Below are 22,529 nucleotides of genomic sequence, written 5' to 3' on the forward strand. Positions count from 1 at the left end.
ATGGGTGTCGGCGTTTCCGTCGGTTTCTTGGCCTTGGAATACTTCACCGTCCAGCGCGCATCGCGATCCTTCTGTGCAAGCTTGCCGGGCTTCTCCTTCCAGTCCTGCGGTATCTCACTGGCTTTGATCGCGCCCTTCTCTTCCTGGCTGTTGTGCTGCCTGGAGCCTGGATGATTGTCGCATCTATGATCTGCCCACCCCTGGCCAGATACCCGGACCGTGAGAGATGTTTGTCGAAACGTGCGATAAGGTTTTCGATGGCACCGGCTCGCACGAGGCTTTCGCGAAACAGCCAGATCGTTTTGGCATCTGGAATCTTGTCGGACAGGCCGAGCCCCAGAAACCGCATGAAGGACAGCCGGTCCTGGATGACGAACTCGGCCTCATCGTCAGAGAGATTACAGAGAGCCTGCAGAACCAGGATCTTGAACATCATGACCGCCGGAAACGGCGAACGGCCGCCGTTCGATCCATCCGATCGCTTCAGCGGCTTGGCGAACGGCTTTTCAAACACCGACCATGGAATGATCGCGTTCAGCTTTTCCAGAGGATCGCCGACCGCGCTCAGCCGCTCGTAACGCTCGTCCAAATCCCAAAAACCCGGCTGTCCCCGCATCAGCCGTTCCCAGCAAATCACACAAGCAGGATGGAATCACGAACACCGGCAAAGGGGGAGGTATTTCGAGGTCTCCAATTGCTCTTGCTGAGATCGATCGGTTGATCGTGAACGGTATCCGGTTTGGCACAGTGCTGGCCGACGCAGGTTACGGCCTGTCCAACTTGCCGGTCGATGTGACATTGAAAGTGCTGGCGGACGCGATCAATGTACTTGCTATACCGGGAGCACAGATCCGATGTCCGCACTGTCAAAGCAAAAATTCAATTCTGCAAAAGTCGTCATAGATGGGCAGTGGTTGATCGAAACGCGAGTCACCTTTTGAACTTCCAGATCGCCGGCTGGCTGCGCAACACTGACGCCACGTTGTTGCGGCAACTTCACGGCTTAAAGCTTGTGCTCACGGCTGCATATTCGTCTTTGCATTCAAGCTCTCCGGGTTCAGCTGGAACACCTGAACTCGATGTCCATGAAACCGGCCGCCGGGCAGGCTGGCTCAGTTGGAATCCGTCGGCCTAAGCTCAACTCCGGAATCTATCTTCACATTGGAGAGCTGTAGCCAGATGGGATTGTCAGCATACATTTCGCGGATGATCTGCTTGATCTCCTCGATACGGCTGCCGGCTTCTTCGCGTCTGTAGCTCATGATGATGGGGGAAGTTGCATTCTCGTCCTTGATCATGCGGTAGCAGACATCGTCTGGTCGTTGGCGTTGGGAGGCAGCCGGAATGATGCAGAGGCTGACGCCTGCGGCAACAATGCCAAGGGCCGTCTGGATTTCACGCACCTCATCGACATGCGACGGCGAAACGCCCAGTTCCTCCAGCATATTGAGAACTTCATCGGCAAAACTCGGCCGGGGTTGAGAGGGATAGACGAGCAGCGGCTCGTTTTGCAGTTCGGTCAGCGCAATCGGCTCATTGGAAAAGGACTTCGGGTGCCCCTTGGGCAGGGCCAGAACCAGGCGTTCCTCCCGCAATGTCAGTCTTTCCACCTCGCGATCGTTGAAGCGCACTCGCCCGAAGCCGAGATCGATCCGGTGTTCCTTAAGCGCGCTCACCTGTTCGGTCGAGGCCATTTCGCGGATTTCGAAGTCAAGATCCGGCCAGCGGATCCGCATTCGGCGAACAAGGTCCGGCATGCCGCCGTACAGCGTCGAGCCGACACAGCCAATGATATACCTTTCCCGTCGCGACAGGCCGATACGTCGGGTCTGTTCGCGCACATGCTCGGTCCTGGCGATGATCTGGCCGGCCTGCCGGTAGAAGAAGCGCCCGGCCTCGGTCAGCGTCAGAGGGCGGTGACTGCGGTCGATGAGGAGAACGCCCAGTTCCTCTTCCAACTGCTGGATCTGCCGGCTGAGAGGCGGTTGGGCCATATGCAGAATTTCCGCAGCACGGGAAAAGTTTCTCTCACGTGCAACCGCAACAAAGTACCTCAGCTGTCTCAGTTCCATTTTCATACCTTTTGAGTATCGAATGCCACTTTTATAGTTTTGGACTGATTTCCGGCAGAACGCTAATTTCCCTATCAAGACAGGGAGGAAGCGTGGTGTCAGCAGAAAGTCGCATCGTCGAGATCGAGACGATTATACTCGATTTGCCTACCATCAGACCGCACCGTCTGTCGATGGTGACCATGAGCGGCCAGAGCATGACGATCGTGCGGATCCGCTGCGCCGATGGGTTTGAGGGCTTGGGTGAAGGCACGACCATCGGTGGCCTTGCCTATGGTTCGGAAAGCCCCGAGGGGATGAAGCTTACCATTGATACCTATGTCGCGCCGCTTCTGATCGGTCAGGACGCCGCGCGCATCCAGTCCTTGATGGACCGTGTGACAGGGGCGGTTAAGGGCAATCATTTCGCCAAATGTGCCGTGGAATCGGCTTTGCTGGATTGCCATGCACGCCGCCTGGGACTGCCGCTGTCGGAACTTCTGGGTGGTCGTCGGCGTGACAGTCTGCCGGTTGCCTGGACGCTGGCGTCCGGCGATACGGCCAAGGACATCGATGAGGCGCAGACCATGCTGGATCGGCGTCGTCACAAGGATTTCAAGCTGAAGATCGGTCGTCGCGTGCTTACCGACGATGTCCGCCATGTGGCCGAAATTCGCAAGGCGCTGCCGGATCACGCTTCCATCCGCGTCGATGTGAACATGGCCTGGCGCGAACGCGAGGCACGTCAGGGCATTGCTGCCCTCGCTGACGCGGGCTGCGTGCTTGTCGAACAGCCGGTGGCCGGCATTGCGCCTCTTGCGAGGCTGACGCGCACATCTTCCATCGCCATCATGGCCGATGAGGTGCTTGTCGGCCCTGAAAGTGCGCTGGAAGCGGCTGTGGCACGCGCGGGCGACGTCTTCTCCATCAAGATCGAACAGGCTGGCGGTCTCTTTGCTGCTGCAAAGGTGGTGGCCATTGCCGAGACGGCGGGTGTCAGCATCTATGGCGGCACCATGCTGGAAGGCCCGATCGGCACGATCGCTGCAGCCCAGCTCATGGCGGGTGTGAAGGATCTGCATTGGGGAACGGAGTTTTTCGGTCCCCTGCTGCTCACGGAAGACATCCTGCAGGAACCGCTGAATTTCTCAGATTTCGAGCTGAAGCTGCCGACTGGGCCCGGTCTGGGAATTGATCTCGATGAAGCGGCTGTCGCCCGGTTCCGACGCGACGGCAAGCCGGCCAATTCCTTGCGCGTGGTGGGGTAAATTCATGCTTTTTCATGTCGAAATGACCGTCAACATTCCGCACGACATTCCGAAGGAGGAGGTCGAGCGAATGAAGGTACTCGAGCGGGAGCAAGCCCATGAGCTCCAGCGGACGGGGCAGTGGCGGCATCTGTGGCGCATCGCCGGCCGTTTCGCCAATGTCAGCATTTTTGATGTCGCAAGCCCTCAGGCCTTGCATGACATCCTGTCCAATCTGCCGCTGTTTCCGTTCATGGAGATCAAGGTGATGCCGCTTTGCCGGCATCCCTCGTCGATCCGCGACGACGACACCTGAATCGTCCGGGAGGGACGGTTTTCTCACCCATCAATAGCGACCTCGTGGGGTCGCACATGCCAAAGGAGGATGTCATGGCAAAGGGTCTGATCGAAAAGGAAGTGATCGCAGCGCTCGCAAGGCGCGCAAGCGGGATCGACGAGGAAGGCGGCGACCGCCGTCTGAAGGAAATCATGAACCGCCTGCTGGCGGATCTCTTCCAGGCGATCGACGATCTGGATATCAGCATGAACGAGGTGTGGAGCGCGGTCGCCTATATCGGAGCCGCCGGTCGCAGCAACGAGCTTGGCCTGATCGCGCCCGGCATCGGTCTTGAGCATTTCCTCGATCTGCGTCTCGACGAGGAAGAGCGTCGTGCCGGTCTTGCCGGCGGTACGTCCCGTACCATCGAAGGCCCGCTCTACATCGCCGGTGCACCTCTCTGTCAGCATTTTGCGCGTCTCGACGACGGTTCGGACAAGGGCGAAGTCCTGTTCATGAACGGTCAGGTGCGCGATCAATACGGCAAGCCGGTGGCCGGTGCCGTGGTTGATGTGTGGCACGCCAACACGCGCGGCAACTATTCGCACTTCGATCCCGAGCAGGCACCTTACAACCTGCGCCGTCGCATCGTCACCGACGCCGAGGGGCGGTATCGCTTCCGCACCATCATGCCGAGCGGCTATTCGACGCCTCCGGGCGGCAATACGGAAAAGCTGTTGTTCGCCATCGGGCGTCACGGCAACCGGCCGGCCCACATCCACTTCTTCGTGGAAGCTCCCGGTCACCGTCACCTGACGACACAGATCAACATCGAGGGCGATCCCTATCTGTTCGACGACTTTGCCTTCGGCACGCGTGACGATCTGATCCCGCCGGTCGAGCGCGTCACCGATCCCAAGGCGATGGCCGACAACCAGGTCCAGGAGCCTTTCGCCACCATCGAATTCGACTTCGTGCTGATGCCGGCCGTCGAAGGTGTCGTCGGCACCATCGTTAATCGCGAACGGGCGCAGGCCGCGTAAGCAACCTGTCCGGCTGAACAACTGGAAGGGGTGAGGGCTCTGCCCCACCCCCGTTTAGGAGGAGAAAAGCATGCTTGACGTGACCGTCGATCCCTACATCGAGAACAAGCTTGAAGCGTCCGTCGTCGATGATGCTGCGACAGGCACCTATCGCTGTCGCCGAGACATCTTCACTGATCCGGAACTTTTCGAACTGGAGATGAAGCACATCTGGGAAGGCAACTGGGTCTATCTGGCGCATGAGAGCCAGATTCCCAGCCCGAATGACTACCTCACGGGCTTCATCGGGCGTCAGCCTATCGTCATCTCGCGCGACAAGAACGGTGAGCTGCACTGCTTCCTCAATGCCTGCTCGCATCGCGGCGCGATGGTCTGCCGCCACAAGCGCGGCAACAAGTCCACCTATACCTGCCCCTTCCACGGCTGGTCCTTCTCCAATACGGGCAAGCTGCTGAAGGCCAAGGATCCGAATGGCGCTGGCTATCCCGAGCAGTTCAACAAGAACGGTTCACACGACCTGACCAAGGTCGCCCGGTTCGAAAGCTATCGCGGCTTCCTGTTCGGCAGCCTCAATGCCGACGTGCTTTCGCTGGAAGAACATCTGGGCGAGGCGCGCAAGATCATCGACATGGTGGTGGGCCAGTCTCCTGACGGGCTGGAGATCCTGCGTGGCAGCTCGACCTATGTTTATGACGGCAATTGGAAGCTGCAGACCGAAAACGGTGCCGACGGCTACCATGTCTCCTCGGTCCACTGGAACTATGCGGCGACGACGCAACACCGCAAGGAGGCGATTGCTGCGGCCAATGGCCAGGATGTCACCCGCGCCATGGATGCCGGCGGATGGGCCAAGCAGGGAGGCGGCTTCTATTCCTTCGAGCATGGGCATCTGCTGCTGTGGACCCGCTGGTCGAACCCGGAAGACCGGCCATTGGCGGAAAAGCGCGGCGAACTGACGGAGCAGTTCGGTCAAGCCTGGGCTGACTGGATGATCGACCGCTCGCGCAATCTCTGCCTTTATCCGAACGTCTATCTGATGGATCAATTCTCCTCGCAGATCCGCATGTACCGGCCGATCGCCGTGGATAAGACGGAAGTGACGATCTATTGCATCGCGCCCAAGGGCGAGAGTGCCGAAGCACGCGCGCGCCGTATCCGCCAGTATGAGGATTTCTTCAATGCCAGCGGCATGGCAACGCCCGATGATCTCGAGGAGTTCCGCTCCTGCCAGATCGGCTATCAGGCGCGCCATGCGGAATGGAACGACCTGAGCCGCGGCGCGGCCCACTGGATCGAAGGCCCGGATGATGGGGCTGCAGCCATCGGGCTTCAGCCGCTGTTGTCAGGTGTGAAGACCGAGGACGAGGGCCTGTTCGTCGTCCAGCACAGCTATTGGAAACAGGCGCTGCAGAAGGCCATCGGACGCGATCCGACCCTCTGAGTGGTCGGCAAACGAACCAACTGACACATGGATGTGCGGGCGGGCCGGGAGGGCGCGCCCACCTGGAAAGGATACGGCCGCCTTAGATGCGGTTCGAGGAGGAAACATGACGATATCCCGCCAAGAGGTGGAAGACTTCCTGTATCGCGAGGCGCGTTATCTCGATGACCGCGATTGGGACAGCTGGCTTGCACTGTACGCCCCCCATGTCGATTTCTGGATGCCGGCCTGGGATGATGATGACCGGCTGACGGAGGATCCGCAGACAGAAATTTCGCTGATGTACTACCCCACCAAACAGGGGCTGGAAGATCGCATCTTCCGCATCCGTACCGACCGGTCCAGCGCCACCAGTCTGCCCGAGCCGCGCACGCTGCACCATATTTCCAATGTCGAGATCCTGTCGCAGACGCCGGAAAAGCTGGAGATCCGCTTCAACTGGATGACGCAGAACTTCCGCTACAAGACCACCGACACCCATTACGGCACCAATTATTACACGCTCGAAGTGTCGGGCGGCCAGATGCTGATCGCATCGAAGAAGATCGTTCTCGTCAACGACTACATTCACCACGTCATCGATATCTATCACGTCTGAGCAGAGGGAAAGATCATGCCGAGAGTGGCTTTGAACTTCGAGGACGGCGTGACCCGCTTCATCGAATGCGGTGCAAACGAAGTCCTGGTCGATGCCGCCTATCGCGCCCGGCTGAACATTCCGATGGACTGCCGCGATGGTGTGTGTGGCACCTGCAAGTGCAAGGTGGAGGCCGGCTCCTTCGAGCTGGGCGACTACATAGAGGATGCGCTGTCGGACGACGAGCGCAGCCAGGGCTTTGCCCTGAGCTGCCAGATGCGCCCCAGCAGCGATTGCGTCGTCTCGGTTCCGGCCACGTCGGCCATGTGCAAGAGCGGTCCGGCTGAATTCGGCGCAAGCCTCCTCGAAGTGCGCCCGCTGTCTCACACGACCCTTGGCTTTTCGGTCTCGCTGGATGATCCGGATGCGCTGGGTTTCCTGCCCGGCCAGTATGTGCAGGTCTCCGTGCCTGGCATGGATACCAGTCGCGCCTATTCCTTCTCGTCCATGGTGAGTGATGGACGGGTGGACTTTCTGGTGCGCAACATTCCAGGCGGTCTGATGTCCACCTATCTATCCACAAAGGCCAAGCCCGGCGACCGGTTGACGTTGAAGGGGCCGTCCGGCGCTTTCTACCTGCGTGAAATGAAGCGTCCGGCGCTGTTTCTGGCGGGTGGAACCGGGCTTGCGCCGTTCCTTGCCATGCTCGAGCATCTCTCTGAGCGCGATGAGCCGTTGCAAACCGTCCGGCTGATCTATGGCGTCACGCGCGATGTGGATCTGGTCGAGGTGCAGCGTCTGGAGGCGCTGCGCGCCAAGCTTCCGGGCTTCACCTATGATGTCTGCATATCCGATCCACAGAGCCAGGCGCCGCTCAAGGGCTTCGTCACCGACCATTTCGGGGCCGGCGACCTCAATGGCGGGGACTGTGACGTCTATCTCTGCGGTCCGCCGCCGATGGTGGAGGCCGTGCGCCGGCACTTCAGCACGATCGGGGTCACACCCGCCGTCTTCCATTACGAGAAGTTCAATCCGGCGGAGACGGTACAATGAGCCGCGAGCGCTTTGCCGACAAGGTGATGGTGGTAACCGGTGCCGCCCAGGGTATAGGTCGCGAAGTTGCCCTACGGGCAGCGGGCGAAGGGGCAACCGTTGCGCTCATCGACCGCTCGCAACTGGTCAACGAGGTCGCTGCGGAGATCACCGCACAGGGTGGGATGGCGCATGCGATCACTGCGGACCTGGAAAGCTGGGAAGGCGCAGACAAGGCAATTGCCACGGCTCTTGAGCAGGCCGGCCGCATCGACATCCTGGTCAACAATGTCGGTGGCGCCATCTGGATGCAGCCCTTCGAAGTCTTCGAGGCGGAGCAGATCGTGGCTGAGGTCAGCCGGTCTCTCTTCCCGACGCTCTGGTGCTGTCGCGCGGTGCTGCCATCAATGATTGCCGCCCAAGCAGGTGTTATCGTCAACGTGTCGTCGATTGCGACGCGCGGCATCAATCGCGTGCCCTATTCGGCGGCGAAGGGCGCGGTCAACGCACTGACCCTGTCACTTGCCATGGAAAATGCCACCCGTGGCATCCGCGTCAACGCAGTCGCGCCGGGTGGTACGGAAGCGCCGCCACGTAAAATTCCGCGCAATGCGAATGCGCAGAGCGAAGACGAGCGCCGCTGGATGGCCGAGGTCGTGGCCCAGACCAAGCAGAGCAGTTTCATGAAACGATACGGGACGCTGGAGGAACAGGCGAATGCCATCCTCTTCATGGCGTCCGATGAAGCCTCCTACCTGACGGGCACCATCCTGCCCGTCGGAGGCGGCGATAGCGGCTAGAGCCTTATCCGACCGGCGTGAACACGTGCCGGGACGACCAGGCTTGAGAAACAAACTGACAGTGTCGATCTGCCACCCGACCGGGGCGTCTTGAGGAGAAGGCCCCCGTCGATAACCGATAAGAGGAGGAACAAAAATGACAAATGACAAGAGTGTTTCCAAGTTCGCAATCAGCCGTCGCGGACTGTTGGCCGCATCCGCAGCCGGCGCAACCGGCCTGGCGCTCGGCTTTCCAAGCCCGGCCCTTTCGCAAGGCGCCCCGCTGAAAGTGGGGCTTATGCTGCCATCAAGCGGCACATTCGCCAAGCTCGGCCAGTTCATCGACAACGGCTTTAGCCTTTATGTCGAGCAGAAGGGCGGCATGTTGGGCGGACGGCCTGTCGAATTCATCCGCCTCGACGATGAATCCAAGCCGGAAACCGCCACGGACAACATGAACAGGCTGGTGGGCCGCGACAAGGTGGATTTCGTCGTCGGCACCGTGCATTCCGGCGTTGCCATGGCGATGGTCAAGGTGGCGCGTGATACGGGCGTGCCGCTCATCATTCCCAATGCGGGCGCCGACGAGGCAACCGGCCCGCTCTGTGCTCCCAATATCTTCCGCACCTCCTTCTCCAACTGGCAGGTGTCTGAACCGATGGGCAAGGTCATGCACTATGTTGGCCACCGCAATGTCGTCAGCATTACCTGGCGCTATGCGGCAGGCATCCAGATGGCCAAGGGCTTTGCCGAGGGCTTTACCAAGGCCGGCGGTACCGTGGTGGAAGAACTGACGCTTCCCTTCCCGGAGGTCGAGTTCCAGGCCATGATCACCCGCATTGCGCAGCTGAAACCGGATGCCGTCTTCGCTTTCTTCGCCGGAGGCGGCGCAGTGAAATTCGTGACCGATTACGCAGCTGCCGGCTTGCAGGGCAAGATCCCGCTCTATGGCACGGGCTTCCTCACCGATGGCACTCTGCCGGCGCAAGGGGCTGCGGCTGAAGGCATCCGCACGACACTGCATTATGCCGATGATCTCAACAATCCGGCCAATGTCGCATTTCTGGAGGCTTTCAAGAAGAAGACCGGGCAGGTTGGCGATATCTATGCAGTCCAGGGCTTTGATGCCGCAGCATTGTTGGATGTGGGCCTCACGGCCACCAAGGGCGACAGTGCCGCTCGTGATGCAATGTTTGCCGTAATGGGCAGCGCCAAGCTGGATAGCCCGCGCGGACCGCTGGCTTTCTCCGCCGCGCATAACCCGATCCAGGATATCTACCTGCGGGAAGTGCGACAGGGCAAAAACACACTGGTTTCCGTGGCCAGCAAGGGTGTGGCCGATCCGGCCCGTGGCTGCAAGATGACCTGATGCTGCCGGCGGGGCATTCCGGTGCCCCGCCTATCCCCAACCTTCCGGAGATGTTCATGGATATCGCCACCTTCGCCATCCAGCTGTTGAATGCCGTGCAGTATGGGCTCGTGCTGTTTCTAGTCGCCAGCGGGTTGACCCTCGTTTTCGGCATCCTCGGGGTCATCAATCTCGCCCATGGTGCCTTCTACATGCTGGGCGCTTATTTCGCCTGGTGGTTTACGCTTGCCACGGGAAATCTGTTCATCGGCATCGTTGCGGCCTTCGTCGTCAGTTTTCTTCTGGGCCTGCTGCTCGAAAGCCTGTTCATCAAGCGCCTCTATGGGCGCGATCACCTGTCGCAGGTCTTGCTCAGCTTCGGCCTGATCCTGGTGCTCGACAAGCTGCGTCAGATCGTCTTCGGCCGCGATGTGTATTCGGTTCCTTTGCCGGAATGGCTGTCCGGGTCGATCCAGCTGACCGATCTCCAGTCCTACCCGCATTACCGGGTCGCGCTCATCGGTTTCTGTCTGCTGGTGGCAGCTGCCATCTTCTTCGTTATCAACCGCACGCGCATCGGCATGATCGTCCGTGCCGGAGCGGAGAACCGTGACATGACGCGGGCGCTTGGGATTCCCTTCGACAGGGTGAACCGGCTGGTATTTGCCGTGGGCATCGCGCTGGCGGCGCTTGCCGGCGCCGTCATTGCACCGGTGTCCACCGTCTTTCCAGGCATGGGTGACAGCATGCTGATCCTCTCTTTCGTAGTGGTTGTGCTGGGGGGCGTGGGCTCCGTGCCCGGTGCGGCCATCGGCGCGCTGCTGATCGGCCTTATCGACACATTCGGGAAAGTCTTCCTGCCGGAATTCGCCGGTGTCCTCATCTATCTGCTCATGGCACTGGTGCTGCTCTGGCGGCCCACCGGCATCATGGGCAAACGGGAGATCTGATCATGACGCCCTTGTTTTCGAGGAGCAGCGCGCCGATGGCAGCCATGTTTGCTACGGCTCTGTTCCTGCCTTTGGTGGTCGGTGACTACTATCTGCAGTTCGCCGCCAAGGTGATGCTGCTCGGCATTCTCGCAATGTCGCTCAACCTGAATGTCGGCTTTGGCGGCATGGTCAGCCTCTGTCATGCGGCCTTCTTCGGCCTGGCGGGCTACGTACTCGTCCTGGTGACCCCGGAATACGAGGCGCCGAACCTTGTCTGGACGCTGTTGGTCGCGCTTGCCGTGGTTGCCCTGGTGGCGGCTGTCATTGGTGCGCTTTCGCTACGCACCCGCGGCATCTACTTCATCATGGTGACGCTCGCCTTCGGGGAAATGCTGTATTTCCTGTTTCACGACACCTCGATCGGCGGTGGTTCGGACGGGATCTTCCTTTATGTAAAGCCTCTGCTGACGCTAGGCGGCCTTTCCATCGACCTGGAGAACCCGCTCACCTTCTACATGGTGGCACTCGTCTGTTGCGCCTTGTCCTGGGCGTTGATCACCCACCTGCTTGCAAGTCCTTTCGGAGATTCGCTGACGGCTGCCCGTGACAATGAAAGGCGGGCCATGTCACTCGGCATTCCGGTGTTTGCCGTCCGCCTCGTCGCCTTCATCGTCTCGGCGGTGATGGCGGGGCTTGCCGGTTACCTGTCCGCTGCGCAGTTCGGCTTCGTCGCCCCGCAGATGCTGGGATGGCACATGTCCGCCGTTGCGCTGGTCATGGTGGTTCTCGGTGGTACCCGCAAGGTCGCCGGGCCGCTCTTCGGTGCCGTCGTCCTCGTCGTGCTTGAGGACATTCTGAAGATCTATCTCGGCGAGCAATGGAAGCTGGTCTACGGCGGCGTGATCGTGGCGCTCGTCCTGTTCCTGCCGGGCGGTCTGCAGGACATCCTGCGCTTGACCTTGCCGCAGGGCTGGTTTCGCCGGACGGCGCCTGTGACGCAACCGATTGTCGTGGGAGGCAAGCAATGACTAAGGATCTGCTCGTTGTCGAGGGACTGAGCAAACGCTTCGGCGGTCTGCTTGCCGTCTCTGACGTTTCACTTCGCCTGCGTCAAGGCGAAATACACGCCGTCATCGGACCCAACGGGGCCGGTAAGTCGTCGCTGATCAACCTGTTGTCGGGCGATCTTTCGGTGAGTGCCGGACGCGTTCTTCTTGAGGGCAAGGACGTGACAGGAGAGGCGCCCCATCGCCGCTGCCGTGCAGGCATCGGGCGCTCTTATCAGAAGACGACGATCTTCCATGAGCGCACCGTTCTTGACAATGTTCGCCTCGCTGCACAGAGCGCAAGGCACAACACGCTCGCGATGCGTCGTGTCAGGTCGGTCGAGATGGAGACGGAGGCCGCGGCACTGGCTGCCCTTCAAGAGACGGGTCTGGCGGATCGGGCCACGACTGTTGCGCGCCAGATGAGCCATGGCGAGCAACGCCAGCTGGAGGTGGCGATGGTGCTTGCGACGAAGCCCAAAGTGCTGCTTCTCGATGAGCCTCTGGCCGGTATGGGGCATTCCGAGGCCAAGCGTATGGCGGAGGTCATCCGCGGACTGGCCGTTGGCCGGGGCATTCTGCTCGTCGAGCATGACATGGACATCGTTTTCGCCATCGCCGACAGGCTGACCGTCATGGCGGACGGGCAGGTGATCGCATCCGGTGCGGTCGAAGAGGTGCGCCGCAATGCCAAGGTGCGCGCCGCCTATCTGGGAGAAACGGAGGACGGCGCATGACACTCCTGACAGTCGAGGGGCTGCAAGGCTTTTATGGTGCAAGCCAGGTGCTGCATGGGATCGACCTGCAGATCAGTCCGGGCGAGCAGATCGCTCTTCTCGGTCGAAATGGCATGGGCAAGACCTCATTCCTGCGGTCGCTTGTGGGCGCCTTGCCGAAATTGGCGGGAGAGGTCGCACTCAACGGCAAGAGCATCCGTGGGCGATTGCCGGAGCATATCGCGCAGGCGGGCGTTGCCATTGTTCCGGAAGGGCGGGGCGTTTTCGGCTCGCTTTCGGTGATCGAAAATCTCGTCATGGCAGCGCGGCCGAGTCCGACGGGCAAATGTCAATGGACGTTGGACCGGGTTCTTTCCGTCTTTCCGAGGCTCGCGCAGCGGCGGGGGCATGGCGGTCATCAATTGTCCGGCGGCGAGCAGCAGATGCTGACGATCGGTCGCGCTTTGATGACAAATCCTGACCTTCTGCTCATCGACGAAGCAACCGAAGGCCTTGCTCCGCTGGTTGCCCAGGAAATCTGGAAGACGCTGGGGATCATCCGATCCGAAGGGATCGCGACGATCGTTGTCGACAAGGATGTGAAGAACCTCAGCCAGGTCGCCGATCGGATGGTCATCATGTCCAAGGGTAAGCTGGTGTTTACGGGAACACCGGTGGAACTTGCCGGACAGGGAGACCTGCTGGAGCGGCACTTGGGGGTTCAGTGATGCCGTTTCTGACTGCATCCGGCCTAGCGCTGCATTACCGGATCGGCGGGCGAGCCGGCAAACCTCGGATCGCCTTCACGAACTCGCTCGGGTCCGACATGCGCATCTGGGGTGCGGTCGAGCAGATCCTGCGCGATGATTTCGAGATGGTGTTTTTCGACCAACGTGGCCATGGCCTCTCGCAAAATGTTGTCGGTCCCTACACACTTGACGATCTCTCCGGCGATCTGCTGGCGTTGCTGGAGGCGCTCGGTTGGGAAAGGACAGCACTTTGCGGCGTCTCGGTTGGCGGCCTCATTGCCATGGATGCGGCGCTGAAAGATGCCGGGCGCTTCTCGCATCTTATGCTCTTCGATACGGCGCCCAGGATTGGCAACACCGACCTCTGGGCAGCCCGCATCGCGACTGTCGAGGCAAACGGACTTGAGGCGCATGCCGACAGCTTCCTCGCCCGCTGGTTCCCCACGTCGTTTGCCCAGACCCAGCCGGAGGCTTGGCAGGGCTGGAAGCGGATGCTCGAGGCGACGCCGAAGGAGGGCTATATCGCCACATGCGCGGCGTTGCGTGACGCAGACCTGACGGCATCGGTCCACCGACTTGATCTGCCCGTGATGCTGCTGGCTGGCACGGATGATGTTTCAACGCCGCCTTCGCTGGTGCGGCAAGCGACCGATCGCATCGCGGGCAGCCGCTTCGTGCCGATCCTGGGCGCCGGTCATCTTCCGATGATCGATGCGGGTGATGAGGTCGCGAGCGAGATCCGGCGCTTTCTGGGAGGATAAACGTCGACGGCTGCATGGCTACAGGCACGGGATCCTATCGCCCTGTGTCGATGCGCCGGTCATCACGATGTTCGCAAGAGCCTTGACTGCATAACTGGCATCCGTCTGACAGGGAGGAGACGATGGAGGCATATCCCAATCACTTGCATGAGCGGTCATCCGATCATGTCGAGAAACTGATCGAATACCGAACTGCCCATTACGCCGCATTTTCTGAGGCGGCGAGCTATTTCACCAACACGCCCGCCCGCGTGACATTTCGATTTTCCAATCCCATCATCTGCGACCTGAGAGGCGGCACGAAGATCATGCGCGTTGGCGGCAGTGATGCCTTCGAGTTCTTCACCGGAGATGTAATGTTCGTGCCGCCGGGGCTCGAGATTGATGTCGATCTCGGTCTGGCAAGCCAGATCTCGCCCATCCAATGCAACTGCTTCGAGATCGAAACAGGTCGCCTTGAGGGTATCCTTGGTCGGTTGAACGAGAGGATGACCAGAGCCGGACATCGCACGGCTGCCGCACTCGACTGGTCGACCTTTGCGGTCCTGCGCGGCGAAGAAGCCGAGCATCTGCAATTGACAAGCCTGATGCACCTCTTCTGCGGCGAGAGAGACGTCTTTGCCGATCTGAGGATCGATACCAGGCTCGACGATGCGATCCTGAGGCTGATGCAGAGCCGCAGCAGCCAGCTTCTGGTGCTCGATCACTCGATCGAAGACACAGGTATCCGCGCCGCAGCGCATCTCATTCGGGAGAACCTCGGCCGCCATGTCTCGACGGTTGAACTCGCCCGTGTTGCGGTCACGTCGGAAGCGACGCTGCATCGCCAGTTCCGCAAATTCTTCGGTACGACGCCTGCACGCTTCGCCAATCGGCTGAGGATGACGGAAGCAAAGCGCCGGCTTCGTCAGTCGCGGGACCCGATCGAGGTGCTGGCCTTCGAACTCGGCTTCTCGGATGCCAGCCACTTCAGTCGCGAATTTCGAAAGACGACGGGGGACAGCCCGGCGGAGTATCGCAAGCGGCGCCGGCAGCCGGCGAACATGCTCGATTGGTAGTCTGGTGCCGGAATCTGCGAGTCCTGTTCATGGTTCACGCGGCCTAAATCAGTTTTCCTTGCCTCCAGTGTTTCTGGGAGGAAAACAATGCTGGAACGTATCAAAACATCCGAAAACGAGGCTGGCCTCGTCCATGAAATGCATATCGGTGGCAGCTGGCGTGCTGCCGCAGGCGGTGCGACATTTGAGAGCTGCAATCCGAGTGATGGCAGCGTGGTTGCCCATGTGCCCGATGCCCGGCAGGCCGATGTCGATGCGGCAATCGAAGCAGCCGCTGCCGCGCAAGCCGGCTGGGCAGCACTTCCACCGGCAGCGCGGGCGGGCCTGTTTCATCGCGCAGCATCGCTGTTCGTCGAGCGACAGCAGGATTTTGTCGAAATGTTGATTGCCGAAACCGGCTCGGGTTTCGGCAAGGCGATGTTCGAATGCTCTCTCGTGCCCCTGGCGCTTGCCGAGGCTGCCGGGCTGACCACCCGCGAGATCGGAGAGATCTATCCGAGCCAGGTGCCGGGCAAGATCAATCGCACCATGCGCGCGCCGGCCGGGGTGGTTGGTGTCGTCAGCCCGTGGAATTTCCCGCTCTATCTGTCGCTGCGCGGTTTCATCTATGCGCTGGCGCTTGGCAATACGGCGGTCCTCAAACCATCGGAGGACAGCCCTGTTGTCGGTGGCCTGATGTTGGCCAGGCTCTTTGCCGATGCGGGCTTTCCGTCCGGCGTCTTCAACGTCATTACCACATCCCGCGATGGTGCGGCGATGGTCGGGGACAGCTTCGTGAAGGACAGCCGCATTGCTGTCATCAGCTTCACCGGATCCACCCGCGTCGGGCAGTTGCTGGCAACCGCCTGTGCCCAGGTCTTCAAGCCAATCATCCTGGAACTGGGCGGCAAGAACCCGATGATCATCCTTGATGACGCTGATCTCGACCGTGCCACCGATCTCGCCTTCTTCGGCTCCTTCCTGCATCAGGGCCAGATCTGCATGTCCTGCGACAAGATCCTGGTGGCCCGCAGTATCCATGACCGCTTCGTCGAGAAGCTGGTGGCGAAGACCGTCCATTTCGTGCCCACCAATCCGCAGGAACAGACCTGCGTCATCGGACCAATCATTAACGAGCGGCAGCTGCGCCGGATCGAAGGTCTCGTCGAGCAGGCGGTGAAGGATGGTGCAAGGCTTCACTGCGGCGGCAAGGCCGAGGGTCGCTACTACACGGCAACCGTGCTGACGGATGTGACGCGGTCCATGGGTGTCTGGACCGACGAGATCTTCGGACCCGTGACGACGGTGACCCCTTTCGACAGCGAGGAAGAGGCGATCGCGCTGGCGAACGATACACCTTACGGGCTGTCGGCTTCGGTCATCACCGGCGACGTGCTGCGCGGCGAGCTGCTGGCCGAGCGCATCCATGCCGGCATGGTCCATGTCAATGATTCCACGGTGCATGACGAGCCGCATTGCCCGTTTTCCGGGCTCGGCGCATCCGGTGGCGGCGGCAAATGGGGGCCGAAGGGCGCAATCGAAGCCTTCACGACCCAACGCTGGATTTCGACGCAGCGTCAGGCGCATCGCCTGCCGTTCTGAGGGGCATGGGTCCGGTGGAGGAGGAACCCCGGACCGCAACAACACGCGCTCTGGGAGGAGCATCATGCGATTTTTTTCAAACGCGCTCGACAAGGGCGACAGACTGATGGCGTTGCAGGCCGGCCTCGTTCATGGCCGGATCGGGCGGCGCGACTTCATAAAGATGGCCGTGGCCACCGGCGCGACGCTCGCCACGGCCGAAGCATGGGCACAAAGCCTGGGAGATGCCGCCATCACCCAGCGCTACAATGCGCAGAAACTGGCCTCCAGCTACGATTACATCGTGGTCGGCTCGGGCTCGGGCGGCGCAGTTGTGGCGGGCCGGCTTGCGGCGGAGACAGAGGCGAGCGTTCTGGTGCTCGAAGCTGGCGGAACCGACCAGCTGGATGCCGTTCTCAACCCGCTCATGTGGCCAATAAATATCCGTTCCGAGCGTGACTGGGGGTACAGTGCCGAACCTTCGGCGAAGGTCAACGGGCGCTCGCTCATCCTGCCGATGGGCAAGGTGATCGGCGGAGGCTCGTCGATCAATGTCATGATCTGGGCGCGCGGCCACAAGAACGATTTCGATTTCTGGGCTTCGGAAACAGGCGACAAGGCCTGGGCCTACGAGAATGTCCTGAACATCTACCGTCGGATCGAGGACTGGCATGGCCCGCAAGATGCCAGCCGTCGCGGCACAGGCGGACGGCTCTACGTCAGCGAAGTCCAGGATCCCAATCCGATTGCTCCAGCCTTTCTGAAAGCCTGCGAAAGCGTCGGTATTCCCGCCTATGCCGACATGAACGGCGAGATGATGGAGGGCAAGGGCGGTGCAGCACTCGCCAATGTCCGTATCAAGGATGGCATGCGGCGCAACCTGCCTTCCGACTATCTGTGGGAGACCCTGAAGCGGCCCAATATCACGCTGCTGACCGGTGCCGTCGTGCATCGTTTGACCCTGGATGGAACCAGGGTGACCGGCCTCACCTTCGAAAAGGACGGTGTGATGCATACGGTCACCGCCGGCGAGCGCGTCGTGCTTTCGGCGGGAGCCATCAACACGCCGAAGATCCTGATGCAGTCGGGGATCGGCCCTGCCGCACATCTAAAGGAGGCGGGCGTTGCGGTTGTCCATGATCTTCCCGGTGTCGGTCAGAACTTCCAGGATCATATCCTGGCCGCCGGCTGCATCTGGGAATACAACACGCTCTTGCCGCCGAAGAACTCGGCCGCCGAGGCGACCTTCTTCTGGAAGTCGGCTTCCAGTCTCGATACGCCTGATCTTCAACCCTTCCAGATCGAGGTGCCGTTCGTATCGGAGGTGACCGGTCCGGCTTTCAATCCGCCGGCAGGCTCATGGACGATCGCCCCTGGTCTGGTGCGGCCGAAATCACGCGGTGAGGTTCGCCTGACGGGTGCCGACCCCAAGGATCCGGTCAAGATCGACGGCGGGTTCCTCAAGGAGGAAGCGGACATGAAGGCGCTTTTGACCTGCATCGAGCTGTGTCGGGAAATCGGCAACTCGGCGGTCATGAAAGAGTTCGTCAAGCGCGAGATCATGCCCGGCCCGCTGGCTGGCGAAGATCTCAGAGACTTCGTGCGTAACGCGGCAGGGACGTATTTCCACGAAAGCTGCACCTGCAAGATGGGCAAGGATGCGCTTTCGGTCGTAGACGGCAACCTGTCGGTTTATGGGGTCGAGGGCCTTTCCATCGCCGATGCCTCGGTCATGCCGCGGGTGTCGACGGGCAATACCATGGCTTCGACCGTCATCATCGGCGAGCGTATGGCCGACATCCTTCTCGGCGAGGCGGGATAGTGGGCCCAAGCTCCTAGCCGAGGACCATCTTCGACAACCCGGTCCGCCATGGAGGTGGGCCGGTTTGTCCAGTCTATCACTACTTTGGCAGAAGTGATTTTTCGCTTCGAAAGCGCTGTTGACAGTGCGGACATCGGATCTGTGCTGTCGGTATAGCAAGCACATTGATCACGGCCGCCAGCACTTTCAATGTCGCATCGACACGCAAGTTGGACAGGTAATATTTGCGCGCGTCGTTCGATCGCCATTCGCCAACCAACGAGGCTTCCTCGCCGGCCATGTGCTGCTGTCCCTTGTCATAGATGCGCTGCGGCGTGCCATCGGCGATCCGGATGCGCAATGCGGCAAAGCGTGCCGTGAGGCGACCTTTTGTGCCGCGGCGCCAACTGACTTTTGCCAACATCGTTTCGGCGGCAACCGAAAGGGTGTCGGGGAACGAATGCTTGCGAGGACGGCCATGGCCGGAGACGGGAAGGATCAATCCGACTGTCCCGGATCACCGCCCATGAGACAGATTTGGTTTAATTGAGAAGAGAGGATTTTAGGCTCATCGTAGCTCATTCAAGGGAAGCGAAGATGAGACAATGAGGCGGAAAAGAAAACGATCCGGTGAATCGTTTTCCCGCCGAATGCCGGGCCGCAGACATCGACGGTCGAGAAGACAATCAAAGACATCCGCCGCGCGACGCGCAAGCATCATTCGGCCGAGGACAAAATCCGGGCCGTCCTGGAAGGCCTGCGTGGCGAAGACAGCATCGCCGCGATCTGCCGCCGTGAGGGGATCGCCGAAAGCCTGAATTATAGCTGGTCGAAGGAATTCCTCGAAGCTAGCAAGAAGCGGCTCGCAGGGGACACCACCCGTGCGGCGACCAGTGACGAAGTGAAGGCGCTGCGTAAGGAGAGCCGCGACCTGAAGGAGGCGCTGGCCGACCTCACCCTGGAGAACCGCCTGCTCAAAAAAAGCATGATCGGGCATGGGGGCAACGACGAATGAGATATCCCGCCATCGAGAAACTGGAAATCATTCGGCTCGTCGAACAGTCGCACCTGCCGGCCAGGCAAACCCTCGACAAGCTCGGCATTCCAAGGCCGACATGCTACCGGTGGTATGATCGTTTCCTGACCCATGGCGTCGAGGGACTGGAAGACCGGACGTCCGCGCCGAAACGGGTGTGGAATCGCATTCCCGATGACATCAGGGATCGCATAATTACCATGGTGCTGGATCATGCCGACCTGTCACCCCGCGAGCTGGCGGTGACGTTCAATGACACGGAAAGCTAATTTGTATCAGAAGCTTCAGTCTATCGCCTGCTGAAGGCCCACGACCTGATCACCTCGCCAACCTTTATCGTCATCAAGGCAAAAGCGACCATCGGGATGGCCTTGTCCGTCATATCGCGCAGGTTGTTGGTTCGGTACGTGCCAATCAGCTTCGACAGGACATCGCCTGTCACAGTCTTGAGGCTCCTGCGTCGCTTGGGGCACGGCGGCGTTGCGCGCGCCAAGAGCGGGATCGATGATCTGCTTCTTCCTTCGTCCGTTCTTTGTCAGGCCGAATTCTAGTCAAGTCTGGAGGAAATTCTCAGTGGCAAGTCACTGATGATGGGCAGCCTTGATTGATATCGCAATGATCCCAAATGCGGCACCGAGTCCACTTACCCCAAGCCAACCGGCTTGGCTCCAGGCCGCTGTTGCGAGAGCCGAACCAGCCGCACCGCCCAGAAACATTCCTGTCATGAAAATTGTATTGATACGGCTGCGTGCGTTCGGATCCAGCGCGTAGATTATGTGTTGGTTGGAAATCAACGCACCCTGTATCCCGAAGTCGAGCACGATGACGCCAATGATTAAGGCGGAAAGCGATGGCCAGAACCCAAATAGAACCCATGCAGCAAACGTCAGCATTCCGCCAAGCCAGACCACGAAATGCGGTCCCCGACGGTCGGCGATCCGGCCTGCCAGCGGTGCTGCAAAAATTCCGACGGCACCGACCACGCCGAACAAACCTGCGACGTCTGCACCGAGATTGAATTGCGGTCCTTGGAGGTAAAGAGCGAGTATGGTCCAGAACACCGTAAAGGACGCGAACAGAAACGCCTGGATGAACGTTGCCGCCCTCAGGGTGCGCTCGCGCTTCCAAAGCCCGGCGAGCGAAGCGATTGCCTTGTGATAGGGCAGTGAAGCTGCAGGCTTATGATGAGGAAGGGTCCACCACATGAGTGCCATTGCCAAGAGCGCCAGGGGAACTCCGATCCAGAACATCTCACGCCAACCCGCATGCTCGCCGACGAAGCCAGACAGTGTCCTGCTGAACAGGATACCGGACAGGACCCCTGCCATCACAGTGCCGATGGTCGCGCCGCGCCTTTCGGGCAGCGCAAGAGAGGCGGCGAAGGGAACAATCTGTTGCGCGACCGTGCTACTGGCACCGACGATCAGGGACGCCGCGATAAGAAGCGCTGGCGTCGGCGCTATCGCAGCAAGAGCGAGCGCGCCTGCGAGTATGAAGAATTGGCCGATGATCAGCCAGCGGCGATTGACGAGATCCCCGAGCGGAAGCAGAAGAAACAATCCTGCTGCATAACCGAGTTGGGTTGCTGTTGGGACCATGCCGACGAGATGCTGGCCCGGAAAGTCGGCTTCGATAATGCCGAGCATTGGCTGGTTGTAGTAGATATTTGCGACAGCGATGCCGGCAGCGGTAGCCATGGCTACAAGTTCCATCTGGCTCAGGGGCTTCACTTTCGAAAGGTCTTCAGTGATTGTGGTCATGGTGGTGTCCTCCAATACTGGCGCGCTTATTCCGCGCCGCGCGTTGTCTCGAACAGGAACCATGAGCGTCGTTCCGTTTCATCGATCCAAACTTCCAGCAGGCTGGTCGTTGCTACATCATTGTATTCTGAGCACAATTCGTGGGTCTGGCGCATGAACGAGGTAAGGCGCTGGTTGTCGTCCTTCAGTTCGGCCAGCATGTCGCCCGGAGTGACGAAGTCCGAATTGTTGTCGAGAATGCGCTGAAGCTGACTGATTTGTGCGATTGAATGGAGCGTTTTGCCACCGATTTTCCGGGCGCGCTCGGCGATTGCATCCGTCATCGCGAAGATCTGGCTGGCTTGCTCGTCGAGCATGAGGTGGTAGTCGCGGAAGTGCCGTCCACTCATATGCCAGTGAAAATTCTTCGTCTTGATGTAGAGCGCAAATGCGTCGGCGAGCAGTTTCGTCAAGGCGCTGGATATCTCGAGAACCGCTTGCGAACTGAAATCCGAGGGAGTGGCTAGCGGTGCATTGCGGCGTGCTTCGATCGCTGTCCGGTCCATGGTTATTCTCCTGAGTTGGAACGTTGATGTCTTGGCCGCTGGCTCTTGATGAAATTCAAATCGGGTTCTGTCCGGCGGATGACGAAATGTATAACGGCCCAGCAATGCGCGACATCCAACGCTGGTTTAACTGAGACTATACTTAGATTTAGGGAGCCGACGCGGCGCGGCAGGAAAAGCTCGTATGACGGGCGAGTTCTGTATAGACGGGCAAGGGGGCTCTTTGATGCCGCGTCGCCTTGCTCGAAACTTTGCGCGATAATGGTCAGCTTCTGCACAGTTGTCTATTTGCCTGCGGCGGACATCAGAGCGGGTTTCGACCTGATTGAATCGTTCTGCAGCAGGGAATTTTTGTGAGGATCAAGGCCTTCGTCGAAGGCCATACCCGCGGTGTACGGTCGAGACGAAGGCCGCCGATCATCGCGAAAATTCATGCCGCCCGAAGGGTTGGCCCAAACCGGCGCTCTCCATCGTCGAAGGGCTTACCATGTATGCTATGGCTACACCGTGCGCCCTTCTCCTTGGATAGCATCCGGTTTGGGCCAACAGAACTGATCCAATCAGATCGAAACACGCTCTAGCCGTCGGCAACTCAAAGCGTATCAAGTCGCTGGCATGTGTCGGCTGGCTGGATCTTGTCGAGGCTATCAACATCCACCTGCTCCCCTCGACGTCAAACATCTCCAGATTTCGAGCAAGCAGGGCATGCCGATGCCATCGTTGTATTATTTGCCGCAATAGTCTGGCTTTGACCTAAACCTAAGTATTGG

At 60.0% G+C, this 22,529-nt stretch carries 19 protein-coding genes and 3 pseudogenes; 17 read left to right on the forward strand and 5 right to left on the reverse strand.

Features of this window, described 5'->3' with window-relative positions; translation table 11 throughout:
- Nucleotides 1–29: 29 nt before the first annotated feature.
- Nucleotides 30–616: pseudogene (locus E8M77_RS24195) on the reverse strand (transposase); the annotation flags it as partial.
- A gap of 496 nt (nucleotides 617–1,112) precedes the next feature.
- On the reverse strand, nucleotides 1,113–2,072 hold the full coding sequence (locus tag E8M77_RS12450) for a LysR family transcriptional regulator (protein WP_137130942.1): 960 nt from the start codon (nucleotides 2,070–2,072) through the stop codon (nucleotides 1,113–1,115).
- Nucleotides 2,073–2,167: 95 nt separating this feature from the next.
- Here E8M77_RS12450 and E8M77_RS12455 point away from each other — a divergent pair, with 95 nt between their 5' ends.
- The 16 genes from E8M77_RS12455 (at nucleotide 2,168) to E8M77_RS12530 (ending at nucleotide 18,439) form a co-directional block, all read left to right on the forward strand.
- Nucleotides 2,168–3,319: a muconate/chloromuconate family cycloisomerase gene (locus tag E8M77_RS12455; protein ID WP_137130943.1), complete on the forward strand. Its 1,152-nt coding sequence runs from the start codon at nucleotides 2,168–2,170 to the stop codon at nucleotides 3,317–3,319.
- A 4-nt stretch (nucleotides 3,320–3,323) separates the two neighbouring features.
- Nucleotides 3,324–3,614 carry a muconolactone Delta-isomerase gene (catC, locus tag E8M77_RS12460; RefSeq protein WP_137130944.1) on the forward strand — a complete coding sequence of 97 codons (291 nt, stop codon included), beginning with the start codon at nucleotides 3,324–3,326 and terminating at the stop codon, nucleotides 3,612–3,614.
- A gap of 74 nt (nucleotides 3,615–3,688) precedes the next feature.
- On the forward strand, nucleotides 3,689–4,618 hold the full coding sequence (catA, locus tag E8M77_RS12465; RefSeq protein ID WP_137130945.1) for a catechol 1,2-dioxygenase: 930 nt from the start codon (nucleotides 3,689–3,691) through the stop codon (nucleotides 4,616–4,618).
- 70 nt (nucleotides 4,619–4,688) lie between these two features.
- Nucleotides 4,689–6,059 carry a benzoate 1,2-dioxygenase large subunit gene (gene benA, locus E8M77_RS12470; RefSeq protein ID WP_137130946.1) on the forward strand — a complete coding sequence of 457 codons (1,371 nt, stop codon included), beginning with the start codon at nucleotides 4,689–4,691 and terminating at the stop codon, nucleotides 6,057–6,059.
- Nucleotides 6,060–6,165: 106 nt separating this feature from the next.
- A complete protein-coding gene (gene benB / locus E8M77_RS12475) occupies nucleotides 6,166–6,657 on the forward strand; it encodes a benzoate 1,2-dioxygenase small subunit (RefSeq protein ID WP_137130947.1) in 492 nt (163 codons plus the stop codon).
- A 15-nt stretch (nucleotides 6,658–6,672) separates the two neighbouring features.
- A complete protein-coding gene (gene benC, locus E8M77_RS12480; protein WP_205910484.1) occupies nucleotides 6,673–7,689 on the forward strand; it encodes a benzoate 1,2-dioxygenase electron transfer component BenC in 1,017 nt (338 codons plus the stop codon).
- On the forward strand, nucleotides 7,686–8,468 hold the full coding sequence (benD, locus tag E8M77_RS12485; protein ID WP_137130949.1) for a benzoate diol dehydrogenase BenD: 783 nt from the start codon (nucleotides 7,686–7,688) through the stop codon (nucleotides 8,466–8,468). Before benC ends, benD begins: the two co-directional genes overlap by 4 nt.
- A gap of 136 nt (nucleotides 8,469–8,604) precedes the next feature.
- Nucleotides 8,605–9,816, forward strand: coding sequence for an ABC transporter substrate-binding protein (locus E8M77_RS12490; protein ID WP_137130950.1), 1,212 nt, complete (start codon nucleotides 8,605–8,607; stop codon nucleotides 9,814–9,816).
- 56 nt (nucleotides 9,817–9,872) lie between these two features.
- Nucleotides 9,873–10,745, forward strand: coding sequence for a branched-chain amino acid ABC transporter permease (locus tag E8M77_RS12495; RefSeq protein WP_137130951.1), 873 nt, complete (start codon nucleotides 9,873–9,875; stop codon nucleotides 10,743–10,745).
- Between the two features lie 2 nt (nucleotides 10,746–10,747).
- Entirely contained in the window at nucleotides 10,748–11,755 is a 1,008-nt protein-coding gene (locus E8M77_RS12500) for a branched-chain amino acid ABC transporter permease (protein ID WP_137130952.1), read from the forward strand.
- Complete coding sequence (locus E8M77_RS12505; RefSeq protein ID WP_137130953.1) at nucleotides 11,752–12,510, forward strand: ABC transporter ATP-binding protein; 759 nt, start codon at nucleotides 11,752–11,754, stop codon at nucleotides 12,508–12,510. Before E8M77_RS12500 ends, E8M77_RS12505 begins: the two co-directional genes overlap by 4 nt.
- Entirely contained in the window at nucleotides 12,507–13,217 is a 711-nt protein-coding gene (locus tag E8M77_RS12510; RefSeq protein WP_137130954.1) for an ABC transporter ATP-binding protein, read from the forward strand. Before E8M77_RS12505 ends, E8M77_RS12510 begins: the two co-directional genes overlap by 4 nt.
- Nucleotides 13,217–13,999, forward strand: a complete 783-nt coding sequence (gene pcaD / locus E8M77_RS12515) for a 3-oxoadipate enol-lactonase (protein ID WP_137130955.1) — start codon at nucleotides 13,217–13,219, stop codon at nucleotides 13,997–13,999. The genes E8M77_RS12510 and pcaD overlap by 1 nt, the downstream gene beginning before the upstream one ends.
- Before the next feature lie 122 nt (nucleotides 14,000–14,121).
- Nucleotides 14,122–15,057 carry an AraC family transcriptional regulator gene (locus E8M77_RS12520; protein WP_137130956.1) on the forward strand — a complete coding sequence of 312 codons (936 nt, stop codon included), beginning with the start codon at nucleotides 14,122–14,124 and terminating at the stop codon, nucleotides 15,055–15,057.
- Nucleotides 15,058–15,144: 87 nt separating this feature from the next.
- Complete coding sequence (locus E8M77_RS12525) at nucleotides 15,145–16,638, forward strand: aldehyde dehydrogenase family protein (RefSeq protein WP_246659234.1); 1,494 nt, start codon at nucleotides 15,145–15,147, stop codon at nucleotides 16,636–16,638.
- 64 nt (nucleotides 16,639–16,702) lie between these two features.
- Nucleotides 16,703–18,439 carry a GMC family oxidoreductase N-terminal domain-containing protein gene (locus tag E8M77_RS12530; protein WP_137130957.1) on the forward strand — a complete coding sequence of 579 codons (1,737 nt, stop codon included), beginning with the start codon at nucleotides 16,703–16,705 and terminating at the stop codon, nucleotides 18,437–18,439.
- A gap of 205 nt (nucleotides 18,440–18,644) precedes the next feature.
- Here E8M77_RS12530 and E8M77_RS12535 read toward each other — a convergent pair.
- A pseudogene (locus E8M77_RS12535) lies at nucleotides 18,645–18,926 on the reverse strand (IS701 family transposase); the annotation flags it as partial.
- Nucleotides 18,927–19,052: 126 nt separating this feature from the next.
- Here E8M77_RS12535 and E8M77_RS12540 point away from each other — a divergent pair.
- Nucleotides 19,053–19,804: pseudogene (locus E8M77_RS12540) on the forward strand (helix-turn-helix domain-containing protein); the annotation flags it as partial.
- A 231-nt stretch (nucleotides 19,805–20,035) separates the two neighbouring features.
- Here the strand turns inward: E8M77_RS12540 and E8M77_RS12545 are convergent.
- Both E8M77_RS12545 and E8M77_RS12550 read right to left on the reverse strand, forming a co-directional pair.
- Nucleotides 20,036–21,214 carry an MFS transporter gene (locus E8M77_RS12545; RefSeq protein ID WP_137130959.1) on the reverse strand — a complete coding sequence of 393 codons (1,179 nt, stop codon included), beginning with the start codon at nucleotides 21,212–21,214 and terminating at the stop codon, nucleotides 20,036–20,038.
- Nucleotides 21,215–21,240: 26 nt separating this feature from the next.
- Nucleotides 21,241–21,759 (reverse strand): DNA starvation/stationary phase protection protein, encoded by a 519-nt coding sequence (locus tag E8M77_RS12550; RefSeq protein WP_137130960.1) that lies wholly within the window; start codon nucleotides 21,757–21,759, stop codon nucleotides 21,241–21,243.
- Nucleotides 21,760–22,529 lie beyond the last annotated feature (770 nt).

Source organism: Rhizobium sp. FY34, assembly GCF_005222845.1.
In the GTDB taxonomy this organism is placed as follows: Bacteria; Pseudomonadota; Alphaproteobacteria; order Rhizobiales; family Rhizobiaceae; genus Neorhizobium.

Bases quoted from the DNA above. Each gene is read 5' to 3' on its own strand.
- E8M77_RS12450 (WP_137130942.1), bottom strand. From the start codon at position 2,072: ATGGAACTGAGACAGCTGAGGTACTTTGTTGCGGTTGCACGTGAGAGA.
- catC (WP_137130944.1), top strand. From the start codon at position 3,324: ATGCTTTTTCATGTCGAAATGACCGTCAACATTCCGCACGACATTCCG.
- catA (WP_137130945.1), top strand. From the start codon at position 3,689: ATGGCAAAGGGTCTGATCGAAAAGGAAGTGATCGCAGCGCTCGCAAGG.
- benA (WP_137130946.1), top strand. From the start codon at position 4,689: ATGCTTGACGTGACCGTCGATCCCTACATCGAGAACAAGCTTGAAGCG.
- benB (WP_137130947.1), top strand. From the start codon at position 6,166: ATGACGATATCCCGCCAAGAGGTGGAAGACTTCCTGTATCGCGAGGCG.
- benC (WP_205910484.1), top strand. From the start codon at position 6,673: ATGCCGAGAGTGGCTTTGAACTTCGAGGACGGCGTGACCCGCTTCATC.
- benD (WP_137130949.1), top strand. From the start codon at position 7,686: ATGAGCCGCGAGCGCTTTGCCGACAAGGTGATGGTGGTAACCGGTGCC.
- E8M77_RS12490 (WP_137130950.1), top strand. From the start codon at position 8,605: ATGACAAATGACAAGAGTGTTTCCAAGTTCGCAATCAGCCGTCGCGGA.
- E8M77_RS12495 (WP_137130951.1), top strand. From the start codon at position 9,873: ATGGATATCGCCACCTTCGCCATCCAGCTGTTGAATGCCGTGCAGTAT.
- E8M77_RS12500 (WP_137130952.1), top strand. From the start codon at position 10,748: ATGACGCCCTTGTTTTCGAGGAGCAGCGCGCCGATGGCAGCCATGTTT.
- E8M77_RS12505 (WP_137130953.1), top strand. From the start codon at position 11,752: ATGACTAAGGATCTGCTCGTTGTCGAGGGACTGAGCAAACGCTTCGGC.
- E8M77_RS12510 (WP_137130954.1), top strand. From the start codon at position 12,507: ATGACACTCCTGACAGTCGAGGGGCTGCAAGGCTTTTATGGTGCAAGC.
- pcaD (WP_137130955.1), top strand. From the start codon at position 13,217: ATGCCGTTTCTGACTGCATCCGGCCTAGCGCTGCATTACCGGATCGGC.
- E8M77_RS12520 (WP_137130956.1), top strand. From the start codon at position 14,122: ATGGAGGCATATCCCAATCACTTGCATGAGCGGTCATCCGATCATGTC.
- E8M77_RS12525 (WP_246659234.1), top strand. From the start codon at position 15,145: ATGCTGGAACGTATCAAAACATCCGAAAACGAGGCTGGCCTCGTCCAT.
- E8M77_RS12530 (WP_137130957.1), top strand. From the start codon at position 16,703: ATGCGATTTTTTTCAAACGCGCTCGACAAGGGCGACAGACTGATGGCG.
- E8M77_RS12545 (WP_137130959.1), bottom strand. From the start codon at position 21,214: ATGACCACAATCACTGAAGACCTTTCGAAAGTGAAGCCCCTGAGCCAG.
- E8M77_RS12550 (WP_137130960.1), bottom strand. From the start codon at position 21,759: ATGGACCGGACAGCGATCGAAGCACGCCGCAATGCACCGCTAGCCACT.